Raw genomic sequence first — 19081 nt, forward strand, 5'->3', positions numbered from 1 at the left:
CTACTCCAAGTCTATCCAATAGCGCTGACTTCTATCGATTGTATTTTCGTAAACACCGCCAGCGGAGAGAATCGTGCGGCGGCTGGCTTCGTTGTCTTCATCGCAGGTAATCAGCACTCGTTCCAATCCTTGCTTTCGAGCCTCTGCTAGTCCTAATCTCAACTGCTCCTTCCCATATCCTTTGCCTCGTTGACTGGGACGGATAGAATAGCCAATATGACCGCCATTTTCTAGTAAGTAGTCATTTAATCGGAGACGAAGGTTGAGAAAGCCAAGAGCCTGGCCTGCTATGTCAAAACTAACCAGCTGGATAGCAGGAACCCAGTTTTCAGGAATATTGAGTCCCGCTTCCGCTTGAAGATTTTCTTCTAACCACTCTTCATAAACAAAATTCTCAGCATCCCAAAATCCACCGTCGTGAGGGGACTGTGCTTGTTCAAACTCTGCCATCATCTCTAAAATCGCTTCTTTATCTTCCAAACTTGGTCTGCGTAGTTCCATATTTCCCTCCCACCTAAGAGAAAAGTGAGAGCAGACTCTCACTTTTATTTTTTCTTTTTCTTGTTTAAAAACTGTTCTCTGAGGTTGAGCAAGCGTTCTTTTTTACCTGTTCCACCTTTCGAGTGTTTCTCGTGATAACGGGTCACTTGTGCGCGTCCCTTATCGTCTAATTGGTATTTCCCCATTCCGTTTCCTTCTAATTTGTTACTTCATGTCCAGCTGTTTTGATAGTAGAGCCATTCATGTGTTTGACACGCGCAGCGATTTCCTTGTGGCGTCCATTAACCATCGGACGCGCTTGAGGATTTCCCAGATAACCACACGTACGTTTGACCACGTCTACTGTTTTAGGGTCGCTATTGCCACAGTTGGGACAAGCGAATCCTCGCTCAGTTGGTTCAAAATCCCCTTCAAAGTCGCACTTGTAGCAACGATCAATCGGAGTATTGGTCCCTAGATAACCGACACGGTCATAGGCATAGTCCCAAACAGCTTCCAAGGCTTTAGGATTTTGTTGAAGAACTGGATACTCACAATAATGGATAAAACCACCTGACGCACCTGCTTCTGGGTAAACTTTCTCAAAGTCTAATTTTTCAAACGGTGTTGGATTTTTACGAACATCGTAGTGGAAAGAGTTGGTGTAGTATTCCTTGTCCGTGATGTCAGGAATAGAGCCGAACTTCTCTGTATCCAAGCGACAGAAGCGGTCTGTCAGACTTTCAGACGGTGTGGAGTAGATAGAGAAATGGTAACCATATTGGTCAGACCACTCTTCCACACGACGTTTCATATCACGAATAATATCCAGTGTGAATTCCTTGGCTTCAGGATTGCTTTCCCAGCTATTTCCAAAGAAGACTGTAGCCACTTCGTACAAACCGATGTAGCCCAGCGAAACTGTCGCACGGCGATTCTTAAAGAGTTGGTCAACACTTTCTTCTTTTCCGAGACGGCGACCGAAGGCTCCGTACTGATAGAGGATAGGGGCATTCGCTGGTGTTGCTTCCTTGGTCCGTTCAACACGGTAAACCAGAGCATCTTCTGCGATATTCATCCGCTCATTGAAGATTTCCCAAAACTTATTCAAATCCCCCTCAGACTCGAGGGCGATACGAGGCAGATTGACCGTCACAACACCTAGATTCATCCGACCTGAATTGACCTCAACACCATTTTCATCTTTCCAGCCTTGGAGGAAGGAGCGACAGCCCATAGGAACCTTGAAAGAACCTGTCAGCTCGATAATCTTATCATAGGACAAGACATCAGGGTACATCCGCTTGGTTGCACACTCGAGAGCCAACTGTTTGATGTCATAGTTCGGAGTCCCTTCTTCCAAGTTAAGGCCTCTTTTCAACGTAAAGATGAGTTTAGGGAAGATGGCTGTACGATGTTCTGATCCAAGACCCTTGATACGAATGGTTAAAATAGCTTTTTGAATTTCACGCTCAAAACGATTGGTTCCCAGACCAAAACCGAGCGAAGTAAAAGGTGTTTGGCCATTTGAAGTGAAGAGAGTGTTGATTTCATACTCGAGAGATTGCATGGCATCGTAGATGTCTTTTTGGGTTTTCTTCCAAGCATAATCTTCCCGTTTCTCAGGCAAGACCCACTCTTCCGCATCTTTGAGGTGTTTTTGGTAATTCTTCTCCGCATACGGAGCCAAGACTTCATCGATACGGTCAGCTGAGCAACCCCCGTACTGGCTAGAAGCAACATTAGCGATGATTTGTGAAATTTGAGCTGTCGCAGTCTGGATAGACTTGGGACTCTCTACCTCTGCATTGCCAATCTTAAAACCATTTTCCAGCATGCCTTTAAAATCAATCAAACAGCAGTTGGTCATCGGAGTGTAGGGGCTGTAGTCCAAGTCATGATAGTGGATATCCCCTTTTTGGTGAGCATTAGCTACGTGCTTAGGAAGCATTTGTAGCCCGATTGATTTCCCAACAATCCCTGCTGTCAAATCACGTTGGGTGTTGAAGACATCGCTGTCTTTATTAGCATTTTCATTAACAACTGCTTGATCTTTATTGAGAAGTTTATGGATACTAAAGTTTATATCTGTCGCTTTTGAGCGCTCAAAATCCCTTTGTGTCCGATAAGTGATATACTCCTCAGCCAGCGCATACTCTTTGGCTTCAAGGAGTTCATGTTCTACGACATTTTGAATTTCGTAAATCTTGACACCTTGAGGGAAGCGACTGTGAATTTCAGTCACGATTCTTTCAACTAGACCATTTAGGCGTTTTTCTACTAGAGGCGTAAGGTCCATAACCTTTTCCGCCGCCTTGTGGAGAGCCTTGTCAATCTTGTCTACATCAAACACCACACGTCTACCATCTCGTTTTTCAACGAACAAGGTGGGAACGGTTGCAAGCTTTTCTTCTAATACAATCATATCCATGCTCTTTTCTAAAATGTTGTTCTATGAAGTATTATACCACTCTAAAAATAAAAATCAATATCTTGTGTTAAAAATCCTAAAAATTTTAAAATTCCACAAGATATTGATTTTTTGTTATTTGGATTTATAAAGTTTGAACTCGCTAGTATCTGTCTGAACAAGCTCATAGTTTTCACTGAGCCAGCTCTCTACATCTGACCACAAGGCAACTTTTTGATTGACCACAATCATCTTCGGTTGATTCTCTTTCAGATCATTCATCAGTTTAGTTTTATTTTCATCGCTTGCAGTATAGAGTGTTGGAGTTGATAGAGAAGTTGGCGCCAAGCGCTCACTGGTACGGTAGAAATCAGGACGATCATCCCAAACATAGACACGATCCTCAGAACTCGTTTGTTGTTTAACCACGCTAGCAAGACGGTCTCTCTCCTGATAAGTCGCTGGGTGCGAAAGGTAGCGACTCACGATAGGAAGAACAATAAGGTAGGCAAGGGCAATCAGTGGTAGATAGAAATTTCCTTTAAGGAAAGAAGTTTGTTTCTCACGTCTTCTTCTACGACGACTCCCTCCCTCCGAAACATCTTCCTTGATTCCTGTCAGAAGGAGCAAGACCAAGAAAGGAATTAGCACCACAAGACGAGTACCGTTGATAGGTTCTTTGGAGAGAATCAAGATTCCCAAAGAAACCAACAATCCCAAGCTAGCAGCAATTGAGAGGGCATATTGCTTGGCTGGTTTTGACTGGAACAAGCCTGTAAAGAGCAAGCCAAGGGAACCTAATCCAATAGCAAGCAAACCATAGAAGGCTGCATTTTCAAGCAAATGCGCATTTGAAAAGAGGCTAAGAGCATTTACCGGATACAAGGTCTGGCTAATAGCATCCCCAAAACTACCTGTCCACACTGTATAGTAGCCTAAAGGATAGAATAAGAGTGAAAATCCTAGGGCTGACGCAAAGAACTGATATAGACCATGAACAAAGTGACCTTTGCCTAGATTAAAGCCGATAACCCCCAAGGCCAGTACAGCCGCAAACAAGGCGGTTGGGATTGGCGCAAGGAAGAAAGCGAGAGCAAGGCTCATCCCCACTCGTACAAACCCTTTGTCATCCTTCGGAAAAGCTAGATAATTTGTAACGATACTCAATGAATAAAATAGGAAAGGTAGGGCTAGCAAGAGTGCATGACCGCCACCAAAAGCGAGTCCAGCTACAAGCAAGTATAAAATAAAGACAAGTCGCTTCGCTTCCTTTTCTTGGCCGACAAGAGTATCTGCAGCCTTAAAAAGAAAAACACCTGCTCCAAACAAGGCCAACCACTCAACCAAAGCAAGCAGAATACTGCCTCGAAAAAGGTAGGTTAGCACATAATAGAGCAATCCCTCCGTCCCAAAATAATCTGTATACATTTGACCATTTTGATGCAAGGCCCAACCGGTATAAAGATCCTGGGTTTGTTGCGGACTGACTACACCAAAAATAAAAGGCAGGGCAACCGAAATGGCTGTAGTCACCAAACTCCAAAGTAAAATACTAAAAAAGGGAATGGGAGCTCCTTCTCGTTTCTCTGGCACTGACCAGTCTTGGTAATGAGATCCTTCTTGTTTCTCATCTATTTTCCCGTATACGTTCATTCAATTTCTCCTCTAAGTTTATCTGTTTTAGTATATCAAAATCTTACAGGAATGTCAGCTTGGGATTGATATTTGCTGAATTTCTTATCCAATAGCGCAAAGCGTTCGATTTCACGAAAACGGTGAAATCGGCTGTTTCTATACTCTCTGATAAAATCATCATCTTCTAGATTAAGCATGGTTTTCTCCTTTACTTATCTATTCGTAAGAAGACAAAAATAAGATCCAGCCTTGGGCTAGATCTTGATGGATAGTTAGAGCATAGGTGCAAACAACTGGACAATTTCCTTGATTAGGCTTTGATACCAGCTGGTTTTGATAGTGTGAGGATAAATTTCTTGAGAAACTTTAAAAATCTCTTCGAAGTCCCTTTCAATATCGATGATGGACTGCGTTCTATAAAGTAAGACGGCATTTTCATAGTGGTGGAGCAAGCTACGATAGTCAAAATTGATGGTTCCCACAGTAGCTGCCTCTCCATCGACAAGCATTTGCTTGCTATGAAGGAATCCCGGACTGTACTCATAAATACGAACCCCCGCAGATAACAAGTCTGGATAGGCTCCTCGAGTAACTAACTGAATAACCTTCTTATCTGGGATACACGGTGTCACAATTCGCACATCTACCCCTCTCAGAGCTGCATTTTTGATACTTTCAGTTAGATCGTAGTCAGCAATCAGATAGGGAGTCGTGATATAGACGTAATCTGTAGCTTGATTGATAAGATTTTGGTAAACCGTTTTTCCAACTTGAGCTCTGTAGATGGGTTTTGGCCCACTACTATAGGGAATACAGAGCCCCATCCCATCTTTGGGCTGATTTTCGAGATGGTATTGGTCAAAATCACTAATCTCTCCACGGTTGATATACCAGGCAGATAAAAAGAGTCTGGTAAAAGCTTTAACTGCCGGTCCATCCAGACGAATACCGCTATCCTTCCAATAACCAAAGCGTTCGATATGGTTGATATACTCATCAGCCAGATTGATACCACCTGTATAGGCAATTTGACCATCGATAATCATGATTTTACGGTGATCACGGTTGTTATAAGCAACGGTCAAACGTGGAATCACCTTGTTAAATTTGTGGGCTTCAATCCCTCGACCACGAAGCTGGATGGTGTAATCTCCAGGCAAGGTTGCCATACAACCAATATCATCATAGAGGAGTTTAACTTCCACTCCTTGAGCGGCCTTTTCTTCCAAAATCTCTAAAATGCTGTTCCACATCAAGCCTTCTTCGATGATATAGTACTCAAGAAAGACAAATTTCTCCGCTTTCTTGAGATCCTCTAGCATCTGGTGCCACATACTTTCACCAGAGGCAAAAAATTGTGTATCCGTTCGATCATAGACATCAGCATTCGTATCCATGCTGAGGAGTGATTTGATAACGCCGTAAGCTGACTTGTCCTGCTCTTTTAACTCCAAACGGAGAGCTCTGCTATTGTCCTCTCGATCAACCATTGATTGGAGCTGCTTTAGCTGCTTCATTTCTTTTTTAGATAAACGACGCTCTCCAAACATGATATAGAGCAATGGTCCAAACACTGGCACAAAGGCTACTAACAGCCATGTTACCTTACTCTCAGGATTCATGGACCGATTAACAATCGATACAATGGTCGCCATACTCATCAAAATAACTAGAATAATCCAGAGAATCGGAGCCATCTGCCCTAGATAGAGAAATAAACCAAAGATGATAAACAACTCTGCCAACATGATGGTAATACTAAAACCATACTTGGACATGAGTAGCTGCATTTTTCTAGCTGTCATACATCCCCTTCCTTTTCTAACATTCTCCTTAACTGCTTGATAAACTAATGTTTCTACTAGTATACCTCAGTTCAGGGGTAGATAGCAACCTTTTACCTTTTTCTATGCAAACTATTCCAAGAGCTGCAAGATTCTCAAACTACTCCTTCACTATATGACGTGCTATCCCTTTTTATATTTTTAACTAGGGTATTAAGAAACTTAAAAAGAACTACCAAAATGATAGTTCTTTCCAATATTATTTATATTTTGAAGAATAAGTTCCTTCCACTCTACTTAGTCTTTAAAAAAGTTCTTTGTAGAGAGCAATGGTTTCTTCTAAAGTTGGCATATAAGAAGTTTTACAAATATTTGTAAGCGTTTTAAGTAAAAAGTTAGTAAAGAACAGCCAACCCTTTTTTCAAGAAAAAAGCTCTAAAAAGATAGCTTTCATCTCATTGGAACTTTTACTGAATCATTATTGCTTAGTTAATACCACTCGGTCAGATGCCTCTCGGTCCATATCGTCGATAATCAATTGATTACCATTAACCGTGTAAATTTTGACATCATCACCGATAATGACACGTTGATTTTCTGGCTCAAAGCTGACTTGCTTGATTTCCTTATCTCCATCTGGCTCGACTTCAGTCCATGTACCAGTTTTACCTGTTACAACAAGAGTGATTTGGTCATTCTCATCTTTTCCAGTATAGGTACCATCGATATTCGTAGGTTGATCTACAGTAGTGTCCTGACTTGAGGATGCCTGTGATTGACTAGCACTTGTCGCAGCGCTAGAAGATGATTCTTGTTGAGTAGATGATTGCTGCGCCGATTGCTGGGTAGGGGCTTGTGCCTTAGGTCCACAAGCTGCTAAAAGACTAAGAATTGCTAGGGAAGCAATAGAAAGTGTGAATGTTTTCGTTTTCATAGCGATTTCCTTTCTTTTGTGCCAATAATTTGCTGGAATCGTTTCCAGATATACCTCCTACCTACAGTATAGCAACATAAACCTATAAGGTCAACTAATCTCATCGCTTTCAACCAAACTCCCTCGGACTTCCGAGATAAAGTAGAGGGATCCCGTCACGAAAAGCAAGTCCTGGTCATTGGCCTTATCTTCAAATTCTCTGATAAAGTCGCCATAAGAAGGAATCAAATCATAACCTACCACATCTTTTTCATCCAGAGAGCCTTGGTAGTCAAAGCCTGTTACCTTAAGTTCCACCTCAGGTAACTGCTTAGATAGATAGCCTAACATCCCCTGATAATCCTTGCGTTTAAGTGCTCCAAAAAGGATATGAACCTGGTAACCTTGCTGGATTTTCCCCTGGATAAACTCTACTAGACGAGTCAATGCTGGCAGATTGTGAGCCCCATCTAGGTAGATTTGCGGACGAATCCGTTCCAATCGACCTGCCCAGTTTGTCTCCTTCAAAGCCCGTCTGACAAGCACTTCTTCGACCCTTTCACCTCTTGATGCCATAAACAGAAGAAAAGTTTGTAAAGCCAAGGCGGCATTTTCTTGCTGATAAACACCTTCCAAACTAATTTCAAGTTGTGAAAAATTCGCTAGGCTGCTTGAAAAATCCCCAGCATTCAAGGAGAAGTCTAGCCCAGCTTGATAGAGATCCACACCTAACTCTCTTGCTGTATTTTGACAGACAAGTTTAGCTTCTGGAGCGAGCTTAGCAATGACTGCCTGCTTGCCGGCCTTGAAAATACCAGCTTTCTGCTCGGCTATTTCCTCTAGACTATCGCCCAAGGTCTCCTGATGATCTAGCCCAATGGAAGTAATAACTGCAATCTCTCCTGTTACGACATTAGTCGTGTCAAGCAAACCACCAATCCCCACCTCTAGCAGGACTAGATCCACTCCCTGCTCTTTAAAGTAAAGCAAGGCAATCAAGGTCAACAATTCAAAGAAAGACAATTGATCGTGTGTCTCTAAAAGAGTTTTCTCCATCTCCTTGACTTGGTTAGCTATACGTACAAAGTCTTCATCTGCGATTGGTTCCCCATTGATACAGATTCGATCATGGATGCTGATGATATGAGGAGAGGTAAAAGTACCAACTTTTTTACCATGAGCAACAAACAACTCCCTCATGAAGGCAATAGTTGACCCTTTACCGTTAGTCCCTGTTACGTGGATAATAGGATAAGTCTTCTCAGGATTCCCCAGCAAATCCACTGCTCGCTGCATTCGTCCAAGTCCAGATCTAAAGTTTAAACCAATCCGACTATGAAGCCATTCTTCTACTTCAAACATACATGTCTCCTTAACAAAAGTCCAATCAACTACCGCATCAAAGTATGATTACAAATAAAAAACGAGGTCGGGACTAAAATCCCGACCTCTTACCTGGTTAGCCAATCACTAGCTACTATGAATTTCAACGTGAGCTAAAGACGTCCACCGGACATTCCAACTCTTCCAATTTTTAGGAGTTGGGGGTGATACAGTCTCCCAGACTTACCAGTTCTCTCTTATTTTAAGGAACTGGGCTAAAAATATCCCTCGGACATTCCTGCGTTTCTAATTTCTGGCGCAGGGCTAAAAATGTCCCCCGGACATTTTTACTCTTCCATAAAGCTGTTGAAGACTTCTTCAATCATGTTCCATTCGTCTTCTGAGTCTTCTGGGATTGGTTGCAATTCGCCTTCTGTTCCGTCTTCATTTTCGATGAATGAGTAAGCTTGAATTTCAACTTCACCATTTTCATCTTCTTCTGCATTAACTGGCACTAGAAGAACATAATTTTTACCAAATTCTTCTTTCCCATCGATGGTCAAAAGAATTTCAAACAAGGTTTCATTTCCTTGCTCATCTACTAGTGTAATCAATTCACGTTCTTCGTGGTCATGGTTGTGATCGTGTGACATAGTTTCTCCTCTGTCTTAAAATTTTCTATCTAAATAATTTTGCAAAATCAGCTGAGCAGCCAACTTATCAATAACTTTCTTGCGTTTGTTACGACTGATATCTGCTTGTTCAATCAACATACGCTCCGCAGCGACCGTTGTCAAACGCTCATCCTGATAGTCTACTGGTAAACCAAAAAGTTCCTCTAATTTTGCTCCGTAGGCTTGACTAGCTTCTACCCGCGGTCCACTGGTATTGTTCATGTTTTTAGGCAGACCAACTACAAAGCGTTCTACCTTATAGCTGTCAACCAATTCCTTGATACGGTCAAAACCAAACTGGCCCTGATCCTCATTAATCTGGATGATTTCAAGTCCTTGAGCAGTGAAGCCTAGTGGGTCGCTAATGGCAACACCCACTGTTTTTGAACCAACGTCCAATCCCATAATTCTCATAGATTATAGATCGACTCCTTGTCCCTTAAGGTAGTAGCGTACCAGTTCTTCAACAATTTCATCACGCTCATACTTACGGATTTGATTTCGTGCATTGTTATAACGAGGAACGTAGGCAGGGTCACCACTCAATACATAACCGACGATCTGGTTAATCGGATTGTAGCCCTTGTCATTCAAAGAAGCATAAACATCTGTCAATGTTTCGCTAATTTCTTTCTTATTGGAATCATCCAATTTAAACCGTACAGTTTCTTCAGTAAATCCCATTCTAACACCCTCTTTCCTTAGAATAGTACTATTATAGCACATTCCCTGACGTTCTACAAATAAGTCAGTCGATTAATTTGGATTTTCTATTGTTCTGTCGCCCCATTTGCCACTCTATCTGCAATATATTGGCTAGGTTCGTTTTTTAAGAGATTTTCAAGGCCGATATTTTTTAAATATTCCAGCTGAGATGCCTTTTTGACATCCAATACTTGAAAATCATAAGTCGTTGTCGTCTGGATTTCTGTCTCGCTGAGTAGCTTGGTTTCCAGTTTGAATCCTGCTAGTTTGCGTGCCTCTTGGATGGTCTCATCCTTTTCTTCCGCTTCTAGAAGCGCTTTTTGCGTCTCCTCTAGGCCATTTTCAGAGATAAAGGTCTTGAGTTCATCCCCGACAGGTCGTTTTTGCTGGATGGTCAAGGTCAAAAACTGACTGCCTTTATAAGTAATGGTCTGAATCTGTTGCGTCCCATTTTCTGACTTCGGCATCAGCAAGGTCTTGGTGACAACCGTATTCTTTTCGGCATTGTCCAAAACGGGAAGGTTGGATTGGAGAGGTTCAGATGTTGTTGTGGAAGCAGCAGGAGTTTCCTTTTTTTGCCCACATCCCGCAAGCAAAAAGAGGAGAGCAAAACTAGCAATTAGTAACTTTTTCATAATTCCTCACTTGATTTTAAAACAAAAGAGCAAACAAGGCCAGGAGTCACTCCCAGCCTTGATGTTTTATAGAGCTGCACGTAGACGTGCTTCTGCATTTTCTACATTACGGACAGAGCGTGGCAAGAAGGCACGGATATCATCTTCTTTATAGCCGACTTGCAGGCGCTTCTCATCAACGAGAATCGGACTCTTTAAGATCCGTGGTGTTTCCATGATTAAGTTGAGCACTTCATTGACACTCAAATCCTCGATGTCAACTCCAAGTGCCTTAGCGTAGCGGTTTTTTGACGAAACGATACTGGCAATTCCATTATCTGTTTTCGTGAGAATATCTAATAACTCTTCTCTTGTAATTCCTTCTTTACCGAGATTTTGTTCTTTATAACTTAACTGGTGGGCATTGAGCCAGGTTTTCGCTTTTTTACAGCTAGTACAACTTGAGACTGTATAAATTTTGATCATGTACCTACCCCTTTCGCTACATGTTACTATCAGTTTAGTCTATTATACCATAAAAAACATCCGACTTGCGACCTATTTTTAAAAAAAATTAACTTTTTTCGCGATTTTCGTACTTTTTTCTTGACAAAATCAATTTATAACCAACTTTTAAATTTTTTGATATACAATCGTTTTACAACTGTAACACTTATCATATAGAGAACGATAATCAAAAGCAAAAAGAGGAAATAAATTGGTTCCAAAGGGGTTAAATGAAGCAGGCTAGCAATTGAAGAGTAGGGAAGGAAGGTCACAAAACTAGCTGCTAGCAAGGTTGTCCCAAGAACAAACCATGATGGACGACTTTGTAAGAAAGGAAGTTTTGCTGAACGGAGCATATGGATAACCATGGTTTGGGACCACATGGATTCAATGAACCAACCTGTCTGGAACAAAATGATAAAGCCCGTTGCAGACTCTGCTCCGTGAGCATAAGCTTGACCTGTCGCCATTGGAACAATGACAAAATAGAGCAAGATAAAGGTCAAAATATCAAAGGCAGAAGAAATCGGACCCATCCAAATCATAAAACGAGTAATAGACTTAGCTTCCCACTTATGGGGATGCTTCAAAAAGTCTTCATCTACATTATCAAATGGCAAGGCAATGCAAGAAAGGTCGTAGACGAGGTTTAACACAATCAAGTGAATCGGAGCCATAGGAAGGAAAGGTAAAAAGATACCAGACACTAGCAGAGAGAAAATGTTCCCGAAATTAGAGCTGACCGTCATCTTGATATATTTGGTCATGTTGGCATAGACTTTGCGTCCTTCAACCAGCCCTTTTTCAAGCACCATCAAATCCTTATCTAGCAAAATGACATCAGCCGTTTCTTTGGCAATATCTACTGCTGTATCAACCGAAATCCCCACATCGGCCACTTTCATAGAAGGGGCATCATTGATCCCATCTCCCATATAGCCGACACAATGTCCATTCGATTTGATTTGTAAAATGATTCGTGCTTTTTGATCCGGAGAGAGTTTGGCAAAGACCGTCACTTTCTCAACTGCTTGAGCCAACTCTTCGTCCGTCATGGCATCAATATCAGAACCCAACAAGATTTGATCAACGTCTAAACCAACTTTTTCGCAAACTGCTTGGGTTACCTTCTCATTGTCTCCCGTCAAGATCTTTGTTTGAACACCGTGTTCTAACAAAGCTTGGATAGCAGGTGCTGCTGATGGTTTTGGTGGATCTAGAAAGGCAAGATATCCTGTTAGAATCATCTCTTTTTCATCTTCAACTGAGTAAGCAAAACCTTCTTTTAGGCCTGTTTTATAAGCGACTCCCAAGACTCGCAATCCCTGTTGATTAAGTTGATCTACTTCTTTTAAGATTTCCACTCGGATATCATCCGTCAGAGGGCTAATCTCACCTTGATATTCCACATGGGTTGAGATCGCAAGCATTTCCTCTAGGGCACCCTTGGTTACCAAACTAACAACTTCGTTCTCATCCTTGACGATGACACTCATCCGTCTGCGTTCAAAATCAAAGGGCAATTCGTCTATTTTTTGGAAGCTAGTATCCAAATTTTGTAGAATAGCGTGTTCTTTAGCTTCTTTTTCAGTTCTACTGATAATGGCACGGTCCATCAAGTTTTTCAATCCCGTTTGAAAATAGGAATTGAGGTAGGCCCGTCTCAACACAGACAAATCCAAATCTCCATGTATATCCAAAGGATATTCAAGGACAATTTCGTCTTGGGTGAGGGTTCCGGTTTTATCCGTGCATAGGATATCAATAGCACCTAGATCTTGTATGGCATTGAGTTTTTTGATGACGACTTTTTCCTTGGCCATGATAATGGAGCCTTTTGCTAGACTGGCCGTGATGATCATGGGAAGCATCTCAGGTGTAAGCCCGACACCCACGCTCAAAGCAAATACGCCAGCCTCTAACCAATCTCCATCCGTCAAACCATTGGAAAGAAATACGATGGGAACCATGACCAACATCAAACGGATTAAAAGCCAGGAGATACTGTTCATATCCCGTTCGAAAGAGGTCGGTTCGTCATAAGTATTGAGAGTCTGCTCTATTTCCCCCATCATGGTGTCATCACCAACTGCTAGAATCAAAGCCTTGGCGCTTCCTGATATCACATTGGTTCCCATAAAAGCGAGCGCTTCTGCTTCTAGCAGACTATCAAAATTTGACTGACTCATTTTTGACAAGGCTAGTTTTTCAACCGAGTCACTTTCACCTGTCAAACCAGACTGTTGAACAAAGAAATCACGTGATTCAATCAAAAGGAGGTCTGCTGGTATCATATCCCCAGCACTTAATTTGACTATATCTCCAACGACCAAATCTTCAATTGCAACCTCTAAACTCTGGCCTTCACGAATAACTGTGGCTGTGTTCACAATCATTTTTGATAGATTGGTCGCAGCCTTGTCACTCCGCAGTTCTTGGACAAAGCGTATACCACCAGAGATTAGAACGAGAACGACGATAATGATAGAGGTTGTCGGATCTTCTTGTCCAGGCTTCGCCAACCAGACATTGGTCACCATGGAGATCATAGCGATGACCAGCAGGATGATTGTAAATGGATTGATAATAGATTCGTAAATCTTTTTGAGGATACTGTCTTCTTGACCCTTGGTGATGGTGTTTTCGCCATATAGGTCACGATTTTTCTCCACCTGCTCCTCAGTCAAGCCTGTTAGACTTGTCTTATAAAAAGATAGAGTTTCGTTTAAGGGTGTGTGAATAGCTGTTGCTAATCTTTCTTTTGTAGTTTTCATTGGTTTCTCCTATCTGTATGAATGATGTGTTTCATACACAGAGACCAATCACTTTATAAGGGCAGAACGACACAAATCAGCGATTGGCTGTGTATGTGCGGTTCTGGATGATCGTCAATTTGCATCGTTTGTCTCCTTTCCTTGTTCTAAAACAGTAGAAAATCCCACCATAAAATGGCAGGATTAAAAAACTAATTATCTGTTTTTTCGTTCAAGCTTTAACTCCATAGGGCGATGTAATGAGCTTAGTCTTGGCCTTCGCGACCAGGACTGTTGACCAACGAGTAGTGTCTCCACTGCTTTGCGGTAGTCATCCGTATCCCTATGGTAGCCTCACCTACCGTTTTCGTCTATCAGTATAAACCTTTAAAATATAAAAGTCAATGATTTATCTTAATTTTCTTAAATAACAATTAATTCCTTTGGAGCAAGGGTCAATAATTCGCAACCTGTATCCGTAATCAAGATATCATCCTCGATACGCACCCCGTATTTTCCATCCAGATAAATACCCGGCTCATCGGTCAAGACCATGCCAGCCTTGATTGGCTCTTCTGACTTGCCAAAGTAAGGAATTTCATGGATATCCAAACCAATCCCATGTCCAATCCCGTGGCTGAAGTAAGGACCGTAGCCTGCATCGTTAATAATCTGGCGCGGAATCCTGTCAAAATCAATTCGACTGAGACCAGCCTTGGCTGCATCTATGAGGGCTTGATTGCTGCGCAGGACAATATCATAAATCTCCCGCTCTTCATCTGTCACCTGCCCCACATGAACTGTCCGCGTCATATCGCTGACATAGTGGTTGTAGTAGCAACCAAAGTCCATGGTCAGGGTTTCACCCTTTTGAATGACCTTGTCACTAGCCACGCCATGTGGCATAGCAGAGCGGTAGCCCGAAGCGATGATAAAATCAAAAGAGGCACCTGAAGCACCTAGCTGGCGCATACGGGCATCTAAAAAGTTCATAACGGCTAGCTCAGTCGTCTCACCGGGCTTGATAAAATCCAGTACATCTAGGAAGGCTTGGTCAGAAATCTGGCAGGCCCTACGAATGGTTGCGATTTCTTGCTCATCCTTGATCATCCGCAGATTTTCAATAAAACCAGTCATTGGAACCAGCTCATGACCAGCAAACACACTTTCCAGCATCTTGAAGTAAGCATAGGAAATCTCGTCATCAAAGCCAATTTTTTCCAGCTTGTCGTCCGCTATAATTTTAGCAATTTCACCAACCGCATCGCGCGTTTCCACAATGTCAAAGCCCTCAACCACGCCCTTGGCAATAAGAGTATAACGAGAATCCGTCAGAAAAATCCGGCGCTTTTTACTGATGAAAACTGTCGCCTCTGTCCCGCTGAAACCAGTCAGATAGTAAATATTCTTCAGATTGGTTACTAAGACAGCATCACACTCTGTCTGTTTTAAGGCTACTTCAAATTTTTCAACTCTTGATAACATGAGAAAACCTCCATAAAATGATTTAATTTATTATAGCAAAAAAATATCGAAAATAATACAATCTATATAGCTAAGATTAGATAAAATTGACATTTGAAAGCGCTTAATGTATAATTTCTGTTAAACAAGAAAGAATGAGGTATCGATATGAATAAAACAGAATTGCTGTTACAAAGACTAGATGAGATTGGTCAGTCTCTAAAAGATTCGAACCAAGCACTAGCTTTGCTGGCGCTTGGTTCTTGCGGAACAGAAAGAGAACGATTGGATCAGTACTCAGATTTAGACTTCTTTGTTATTGTAAAAGATGGCTACAAGCAGACTTATATCCAAGACCTAACCTGGTTAAGTAAGCTAGAACCAATTGCATTTCACTACCAAAATACAGTGGACGGACATAAAGTTCTATTTGAAGATGATGTTTTTTGTGAATTTGCTGTCTTTGAAGCTCAAGAACTAGTAAACATTCCCTTCTCTGAAGGCAAGATTATCTGGAAGGAGGTCGGTTTTGATGAAACAATCTGTCAGCCACAAAGACTGCCATCAAAAGAAAACAGAGACCGTGAATGGTTGTTGGGAGAAATTTTATGTAATCTATATTTAGGGCTAGGTCGTTATCAGCGAGGCGAAAAATTAGCTGCTTATGATTTAATACAAAACAGAACCGTCAAGCTTTGGACTGAACTAATCAGTTTGGAAACAACTTCTAAATCTAATTTTATAGATATCTTTAATACCAACAGACGATTTGAAGAAGGTTATCCAAAGGAAGCCAAGCAATTGCCTCACTTTTTGCAAGGTTACGAACGCATTTCTGAGTCTGCTCAAGCACTCCTAGAATATCTGGATAAACACTATTCTCTTAACTCATTTATAAAAGAAAAAATTCGTAATTTATTATAAAAAAGACTCTGCCTAAAAAAGCAGAGCCTTTTAAATCTTATTTTAACTTTCCTTTCAAATAGTGTCCTGTGTAGCTGGCTTCATTGGCCGCTACTTCTTCTGGGGTTCCTGTTGCGATGATGGTTCCACCACCGACACCGCCCTCAGGACCCAAATCGATGATATGGTCTGCTGTCTTGATAACATCTAGATTGTGCTCGATGACGAGGACTGTATTGCCATCGTCGACAAAGCGAGCCAAGACTTTAAGCAAGCGAGCGATGTCCTCAGTATGAAGTCCTGTCGTTGGCTCATCCAGAATGTAGAAGGATTTTCCAGTCGAGCGTTTGTGGAGTTCACTAGCCAACTTCATACGCTGGGCTTCTCCCCCAGAAAGGGTGGTAGCCGGTTGCCCTAGCGTTACATAGCCCAGCCCTACATCCTTGATGGTCTGGAGTTTACGTTGAATTTTCGGAATGTGTTGGAAAAATTCCACCGCATCGTTGACGGTCATGTCCAAGACCTGCGAGATATTCTTTTCCTTATAGTGGACTTCTAGGGTTTCACTGTTGTAGCGAGTCCCGTGGCAAACTTCACAAGCCACGTAAACATCTGGCAAGAAGTGCATCTCGATCTTGATGATTCCGTCACCCGAGCAGGCTTCACAACGACCTCCCTTGACGTTAAAACTGAAACGGCCCTTCTTGTAGCCTCGAATCTTAGCTTCATTTGTCTGAGCAAAGAGGTCTCGTATATCGTCAAAAACTCCCGTATAGGTAGCTGGGTTGGACCTCGGCGTCCGTCCGATCGGGCTCTGGTCAATGTCAATCAAGCGGTCTACATGCTCAATCCCTGTAATCGTCTTAAATTTACCAGGCTTGTCTGAATTGCGATTGAGCTTCTGCGCAATGGCTTTTTTGAGGATGCTGTTGATTAAGGTCGACTTACCTGAACCCGATACACCTGTCACCGCGATGAATTTTCCTAATGGGAAGCGAGCGGTAATATTTTGCAAGTTGTTCTCACGCGCACCTGTCACTTCGATAAAACGACCATTTCCGGCACGGCGCTCTTCTGGTACTGGAATCGCTCGCTTTCCTGATAAGTACTGGCCTGTGATAGACTTGCTGTTGCGAGCCACCTGCTTGGGCGTTCCTGCAGCGACAATCTCTCCACCAAAAACACCAGCACCCGGACCAACATCAATCAGATAATCCGCCTCGCGCATGGTATCTTCATCGTGTTCCACCACGATGAGAGTATTGCCCAAGTCACGCATCTTTTTCAGACTGGCAATCAAGCGGTCATTATCCCTCTGGTGAAGACCAATCGACGGCTCATCCAGGATATAAAGGACACCGGATAAATTGGACCCAATCTGGGTTGCCAAGCGAATACGCTGACTCTCTCCACCTGATAGGGTTCCTGCCGAACGTGACAGAGTCAGATAGTTAAGACCTACGTTATTGAGGAAGGTCAAGCGATCCTTGATTTCCTTGAGAATAGGACGGGCAATGATGGCTTCATTTTCAGACAGAGTCAACTGGCTCACCAAAGCCAAGTGGTCTGCGATAGACAGGTCTGAGATTTCACCGATATGGGGTCCTTGCTCTCCACCCACACGAACAGACAGGGCCTGGTCGTTGAGACGGTAGCCGTGGCAAGTTCCGCAGGTTAGCTCATTCATGTAGAGACGCATTTGGGTGCGGGTGTAGTCACTGTTAGTCTCATGGTAACGACGCTTAATATTATTGACAACTCCCTCAAAAGGAATGTCAATATCGCGCACACCGCCAAATTCATTTTCATAGTGGAAATGGAATTCCTTGCCATCAGACCCGTAAAGAATCAAGTTCATATCTTCTTCTGACAAGTCTTCAAAAGGCTTATCCATATCCACTCCAAAGGCTGTCATGGCCTGCTCTAGCATGTTTGGATAGTAGTTGGATGAGATAGGATTCCAAGGTGCCAAGGCTCCCTCACGCAAAGTTTTGCTGGTATCAGGAACCACCAAGTCAACATCCACCTCCAGCTTGATACCCAAACCGTCACACTCACTACAAGATCCAAAAGGAGCATTGAAGGAGAAGAGTCGAGGCTCTAACTCTGGTACGGTAAAACCACAAACCGGGCAGGCATAGTGCTCAGAAAAGAGCAACTCAGAATCGTCCATAGTGTCGATAATCACATAGCCTTCTGCGATACGAAGGGCAGCCTCAATGGAGTCAAAGAGACGGCTACGGATGCCCTCCTTGATGACAATACGGTCTACCACGACATCGATATTGTGTTGCTTGCTCTTGGACAACTCTGGCACTTCGGTCACATCATAGACTTCCCCATCCACTCGGACGCGGACATAGCCGTCTTTCTGAACCTTTTCAATGACGCTCTTGTGTTGCCCTTTTTTCTTACGAATGACAGGGGCCAAAATCTGCAAGCGTTGGCGTTCTGGCAACTCCAAGACCTTATCCACAATTTGCTCCACAGAAGAAGCCTTGATAGCCCCATGTCCGTTGATACAGTAAGGCGTCCCCACACGTGCGTAGAGGAGACGCAGATAATCATTGATTTCAGTCGTGGTTCCCACGGTCGAACGAGGGTTTTTGCTGGTGGTTTTCTGGTCGATGGAAATAGCTGGGCTGAGGCCATCAATGGCATCCACATCTGGTTTTTCCATATTGCCCAAAAACTGGCGAGCGTAGGCTGACAAACTCTCTACATAGCGACGTTGGCCCTCAGCATAGAGGGTATCAAAGGCCAGACTGGATTTCCCAGACCCTGACAAACCAGTCACAACAACCAGCTTGTCTCTTGGAATCTCCACATCAATATTTTTTAAGTTATGGGCACGCGCCCCATGAATCACAATTTTATCTTGCATCTTTGTTCTTTCTAGTCCATTATTGCTTTCCA

At 42.6% G+C, this 19081-nt stretch carries 17 protein-coding genes and 1 riboswitch; of the genes, 1 reads left to right on the top strand and 16 read right to left on the bottom strand.

Annotated features, from left to right (window positions below; all coding sequences use genetic code 11):
* From M1F65_RS06385 to M1F65_RS06455, 15 genes are all read right to left on the bottom strand, one after another.
* Nucleotides 1-501, bottom strand: a complete 501-nt coding sequence (locus M1F65_RS06385; protein ID WP_084945072.1) for a GNAT family N-acetyltransferase — start codon at nt 499-501, stop codon at nt 1-3.
* 44 nt (nt 502-545) lie between these two features.
* Nucleotides 546-686 carry a hypothetical protein gene (locus tag M1F65_RS06390; protein ID WP_000521624.1) on the bottom strand — a complete coding sequence of 47 codons (141 nt, stop codon included), beginning with the start codon at nt 684-686 and terminating at the stop codon, nt 546-548.
* A gap of 11 nt (nt 687-697) precedes the next feature.
* Nucleotides 698-2905 carry an anaerobic ribonucleoside-triphosphate reductase gene (nrdD, locus tag M1F65_RS06395; protein ID WP_042902996.1) on the bottom strand — a complete coding sequence of 736 codons (2208 nt, stop codon included), beginning with the start codon at nt 2903-2905 and terminating at the stop codon, nt 698-700.
* Nucleotides 2906-3025: 120 nt separating this feature from the next.
* A complete protein-coding gene (locus M1F65_RS06400) occupies nt 3026-4543 on the bottom strand; it encodes a hypothetical protein (protein ID WP_042902998.1) in 1518 nt (505 codons plus the stop codon).
* Nucleotides 4544-4578: 35 nt separating this feature from the next.
* Nucleotides 4579-4722, bottom strand: coding sequence for a hypothetical protein (locus M1F65_RS06405; protein ID WP_000933184.1), 144 nt, complete (start codon nt 4720-4722; stop codon nt 4579-4581).
* A gap of 75 nt (nt 4723-4797) precedes the next feature.
* The gene (gene cls / locus M1F65_RS06410) at nt 4798-6330 is read right to left on the bottom strand and encodes a cardiolipin synthase (protein WP_042902999.1); all 1533 of its coding nucleotides are present in this window, start codon (nt 6328-6330) and stop codon (nt 4798-4800) included.
* A gap of 457 nt (nt 6331-6787) precedes the next feature.
* The gene (locus M1F65_RS06415; RefSeq protein WP_000853131.1) at nt 6788-7243 is read right to left on the bottom strand and encodes an SP_0198 family lipoprotein; all 456 of its coding nucleotides are present in this window, start codon (nt 7241-7243) and stop codon (nt 6788-6790) included.
* Nucleotides 7244-7333: 90 nt separating this feature from the next.
* Nucleotides 7334-8584: a bifunctional folylpolyglutamate synthase/dihydrofolate synthase gene (locus M1F65_RS06420; protein WP_042903000.1), complete on the bottom strand. Its 1251-nt coding sequence runs from the start codon at nt 8582-8584 to the stop codon at nt 7334-7336.
* A 308-nt stretch (nt 8585-8892) separates the two neighbouring features.
* A complete protein-coding gene (locus tag M1F65_RS06425; protein WP_000017624.1) occupies nt 8893-9198 on the bottom strand; it encodes a DUF1292 domain-containing protein in 306 nt (101 codons plus the stop codon).
* Nucleotides 9199-9213: 15 nt separating this feature from the next.
* Complete coding sequence (gene ruvX, locus M1F65_RS06430; protein ID WP_002876031.1) at nt 9214-9633, bottom strand: Holliday junction resolvase RuvX; 420 nt, start codon at nt 9631-9633, stop codon at nt 9214-9216.
* A gap of 3 nt (nt 9634-9636) precedes the next feature.
* Nucleotides 9637-9903: an IreB family regulatory phosphoprotein gene (locus M1F65_RS06435; RefSeq protein WP_000507059.1), complete on the bottom strand. Its 267-nt coding sequence runs from the start codon at nt 9901-9903 to the stop codon at nt 9637-9639.
* Between the two features lie 86 nt (nt 9904-9989).
* Nucleotides 9990-10559, bottom strand: coding sequence for an SP0191 family lipoprotein (locus tag M1F65_RS06440; protein WP_084943255.1), 570 nt, complete (start codon nt 10557-10559; stop codon nt 9990-9992).
* A 66-nt stretch (nt 10560-10625) separates the two neighbouring features.
* Nucleotides 10626-11024: a transcriptional regulator Spx gene (gene spx / locus M1F65_RS06445; protein ID WP_000591165.1), complete on the bottom strand. Its 399-nt coding sequence runs from the start codon at nt 11022-11024 to the stop codon at nt 10626-10628.
* Nucleotides 11025-11158: 134 nt separating this feature from the next.
* Nucleotides 11159-13819: a magnesium-translocating P-type ATPase gene (gene mgtA / locus M1F65_RS06450; RefSeq protein WP_247925647.1), complete on the bottom strand. Its 2661-nt coding sequence runs from the start codon at nt 13817-13819 to the stop codon at nt 11159-11161.
* A 195-nt stretch (nt 13820-14014) separates the two neighbouring features.
* Nucleotides 14015-14166: riboswitch (M-box (ykoK) riboswitch) on the bottom strand.
* A gap of 55 nt (nt 14167-14221) precedes the next feature.
* Nucleotides 14222-15283: a M24 family metallopeptidase gene (locus tag M1F65_RS06455; RefSeq protein ID WP_044021487.1), complete on the bottom strand. Its 1062-nt coding sequence runs from the start codon at nt 15281-15283 to the stop codon at nt 14222-14224.
* 147 nt (nt 15284-15430) lie between these two features.
* Between M1F65_RS06455 and M1F65_RS06460 the strand changes: the two genes are divergently transcribed.
* Nucleotides 15431-16186 carry a hypothetical protein gene (locus M1F65_RS06460; protein WP_001043930.1) on the top strand — a complete coding sequence of 252 codons (756 nt, stop codon included), beginning with the start codon at nt 15431-15433 and terminating at the stop codon, nt 16184-16186.
* A gap of 37 nt (nt 16187-16223) precedes the next feature.
* Here M1F65_RS06460 and uvrA read toward each other — a convergent pair whose 3' ends face one another.
* Entirely contained in the window at nt 16224-19049 is a 2826-nt protein-coding gene (gene uvrA / locus M1F65_RS06465; RefSeq protein WP_247925648.1) for an excinuclease ABC subunit UvrA, read from the bottom strand.
* Between the last annotated feature and the right edge of the window lie 32 nt (nt 19050-19081).

Origin of the sequence: Streptococcus oralis, from assembly GCF_023109195.1 — a bacterium.
GTDB lineage: Bacteria > Bacillota > Bacilli > Lactobacillales > Streptococcaceae > Streptococcus > Streptococcus oralis_BV.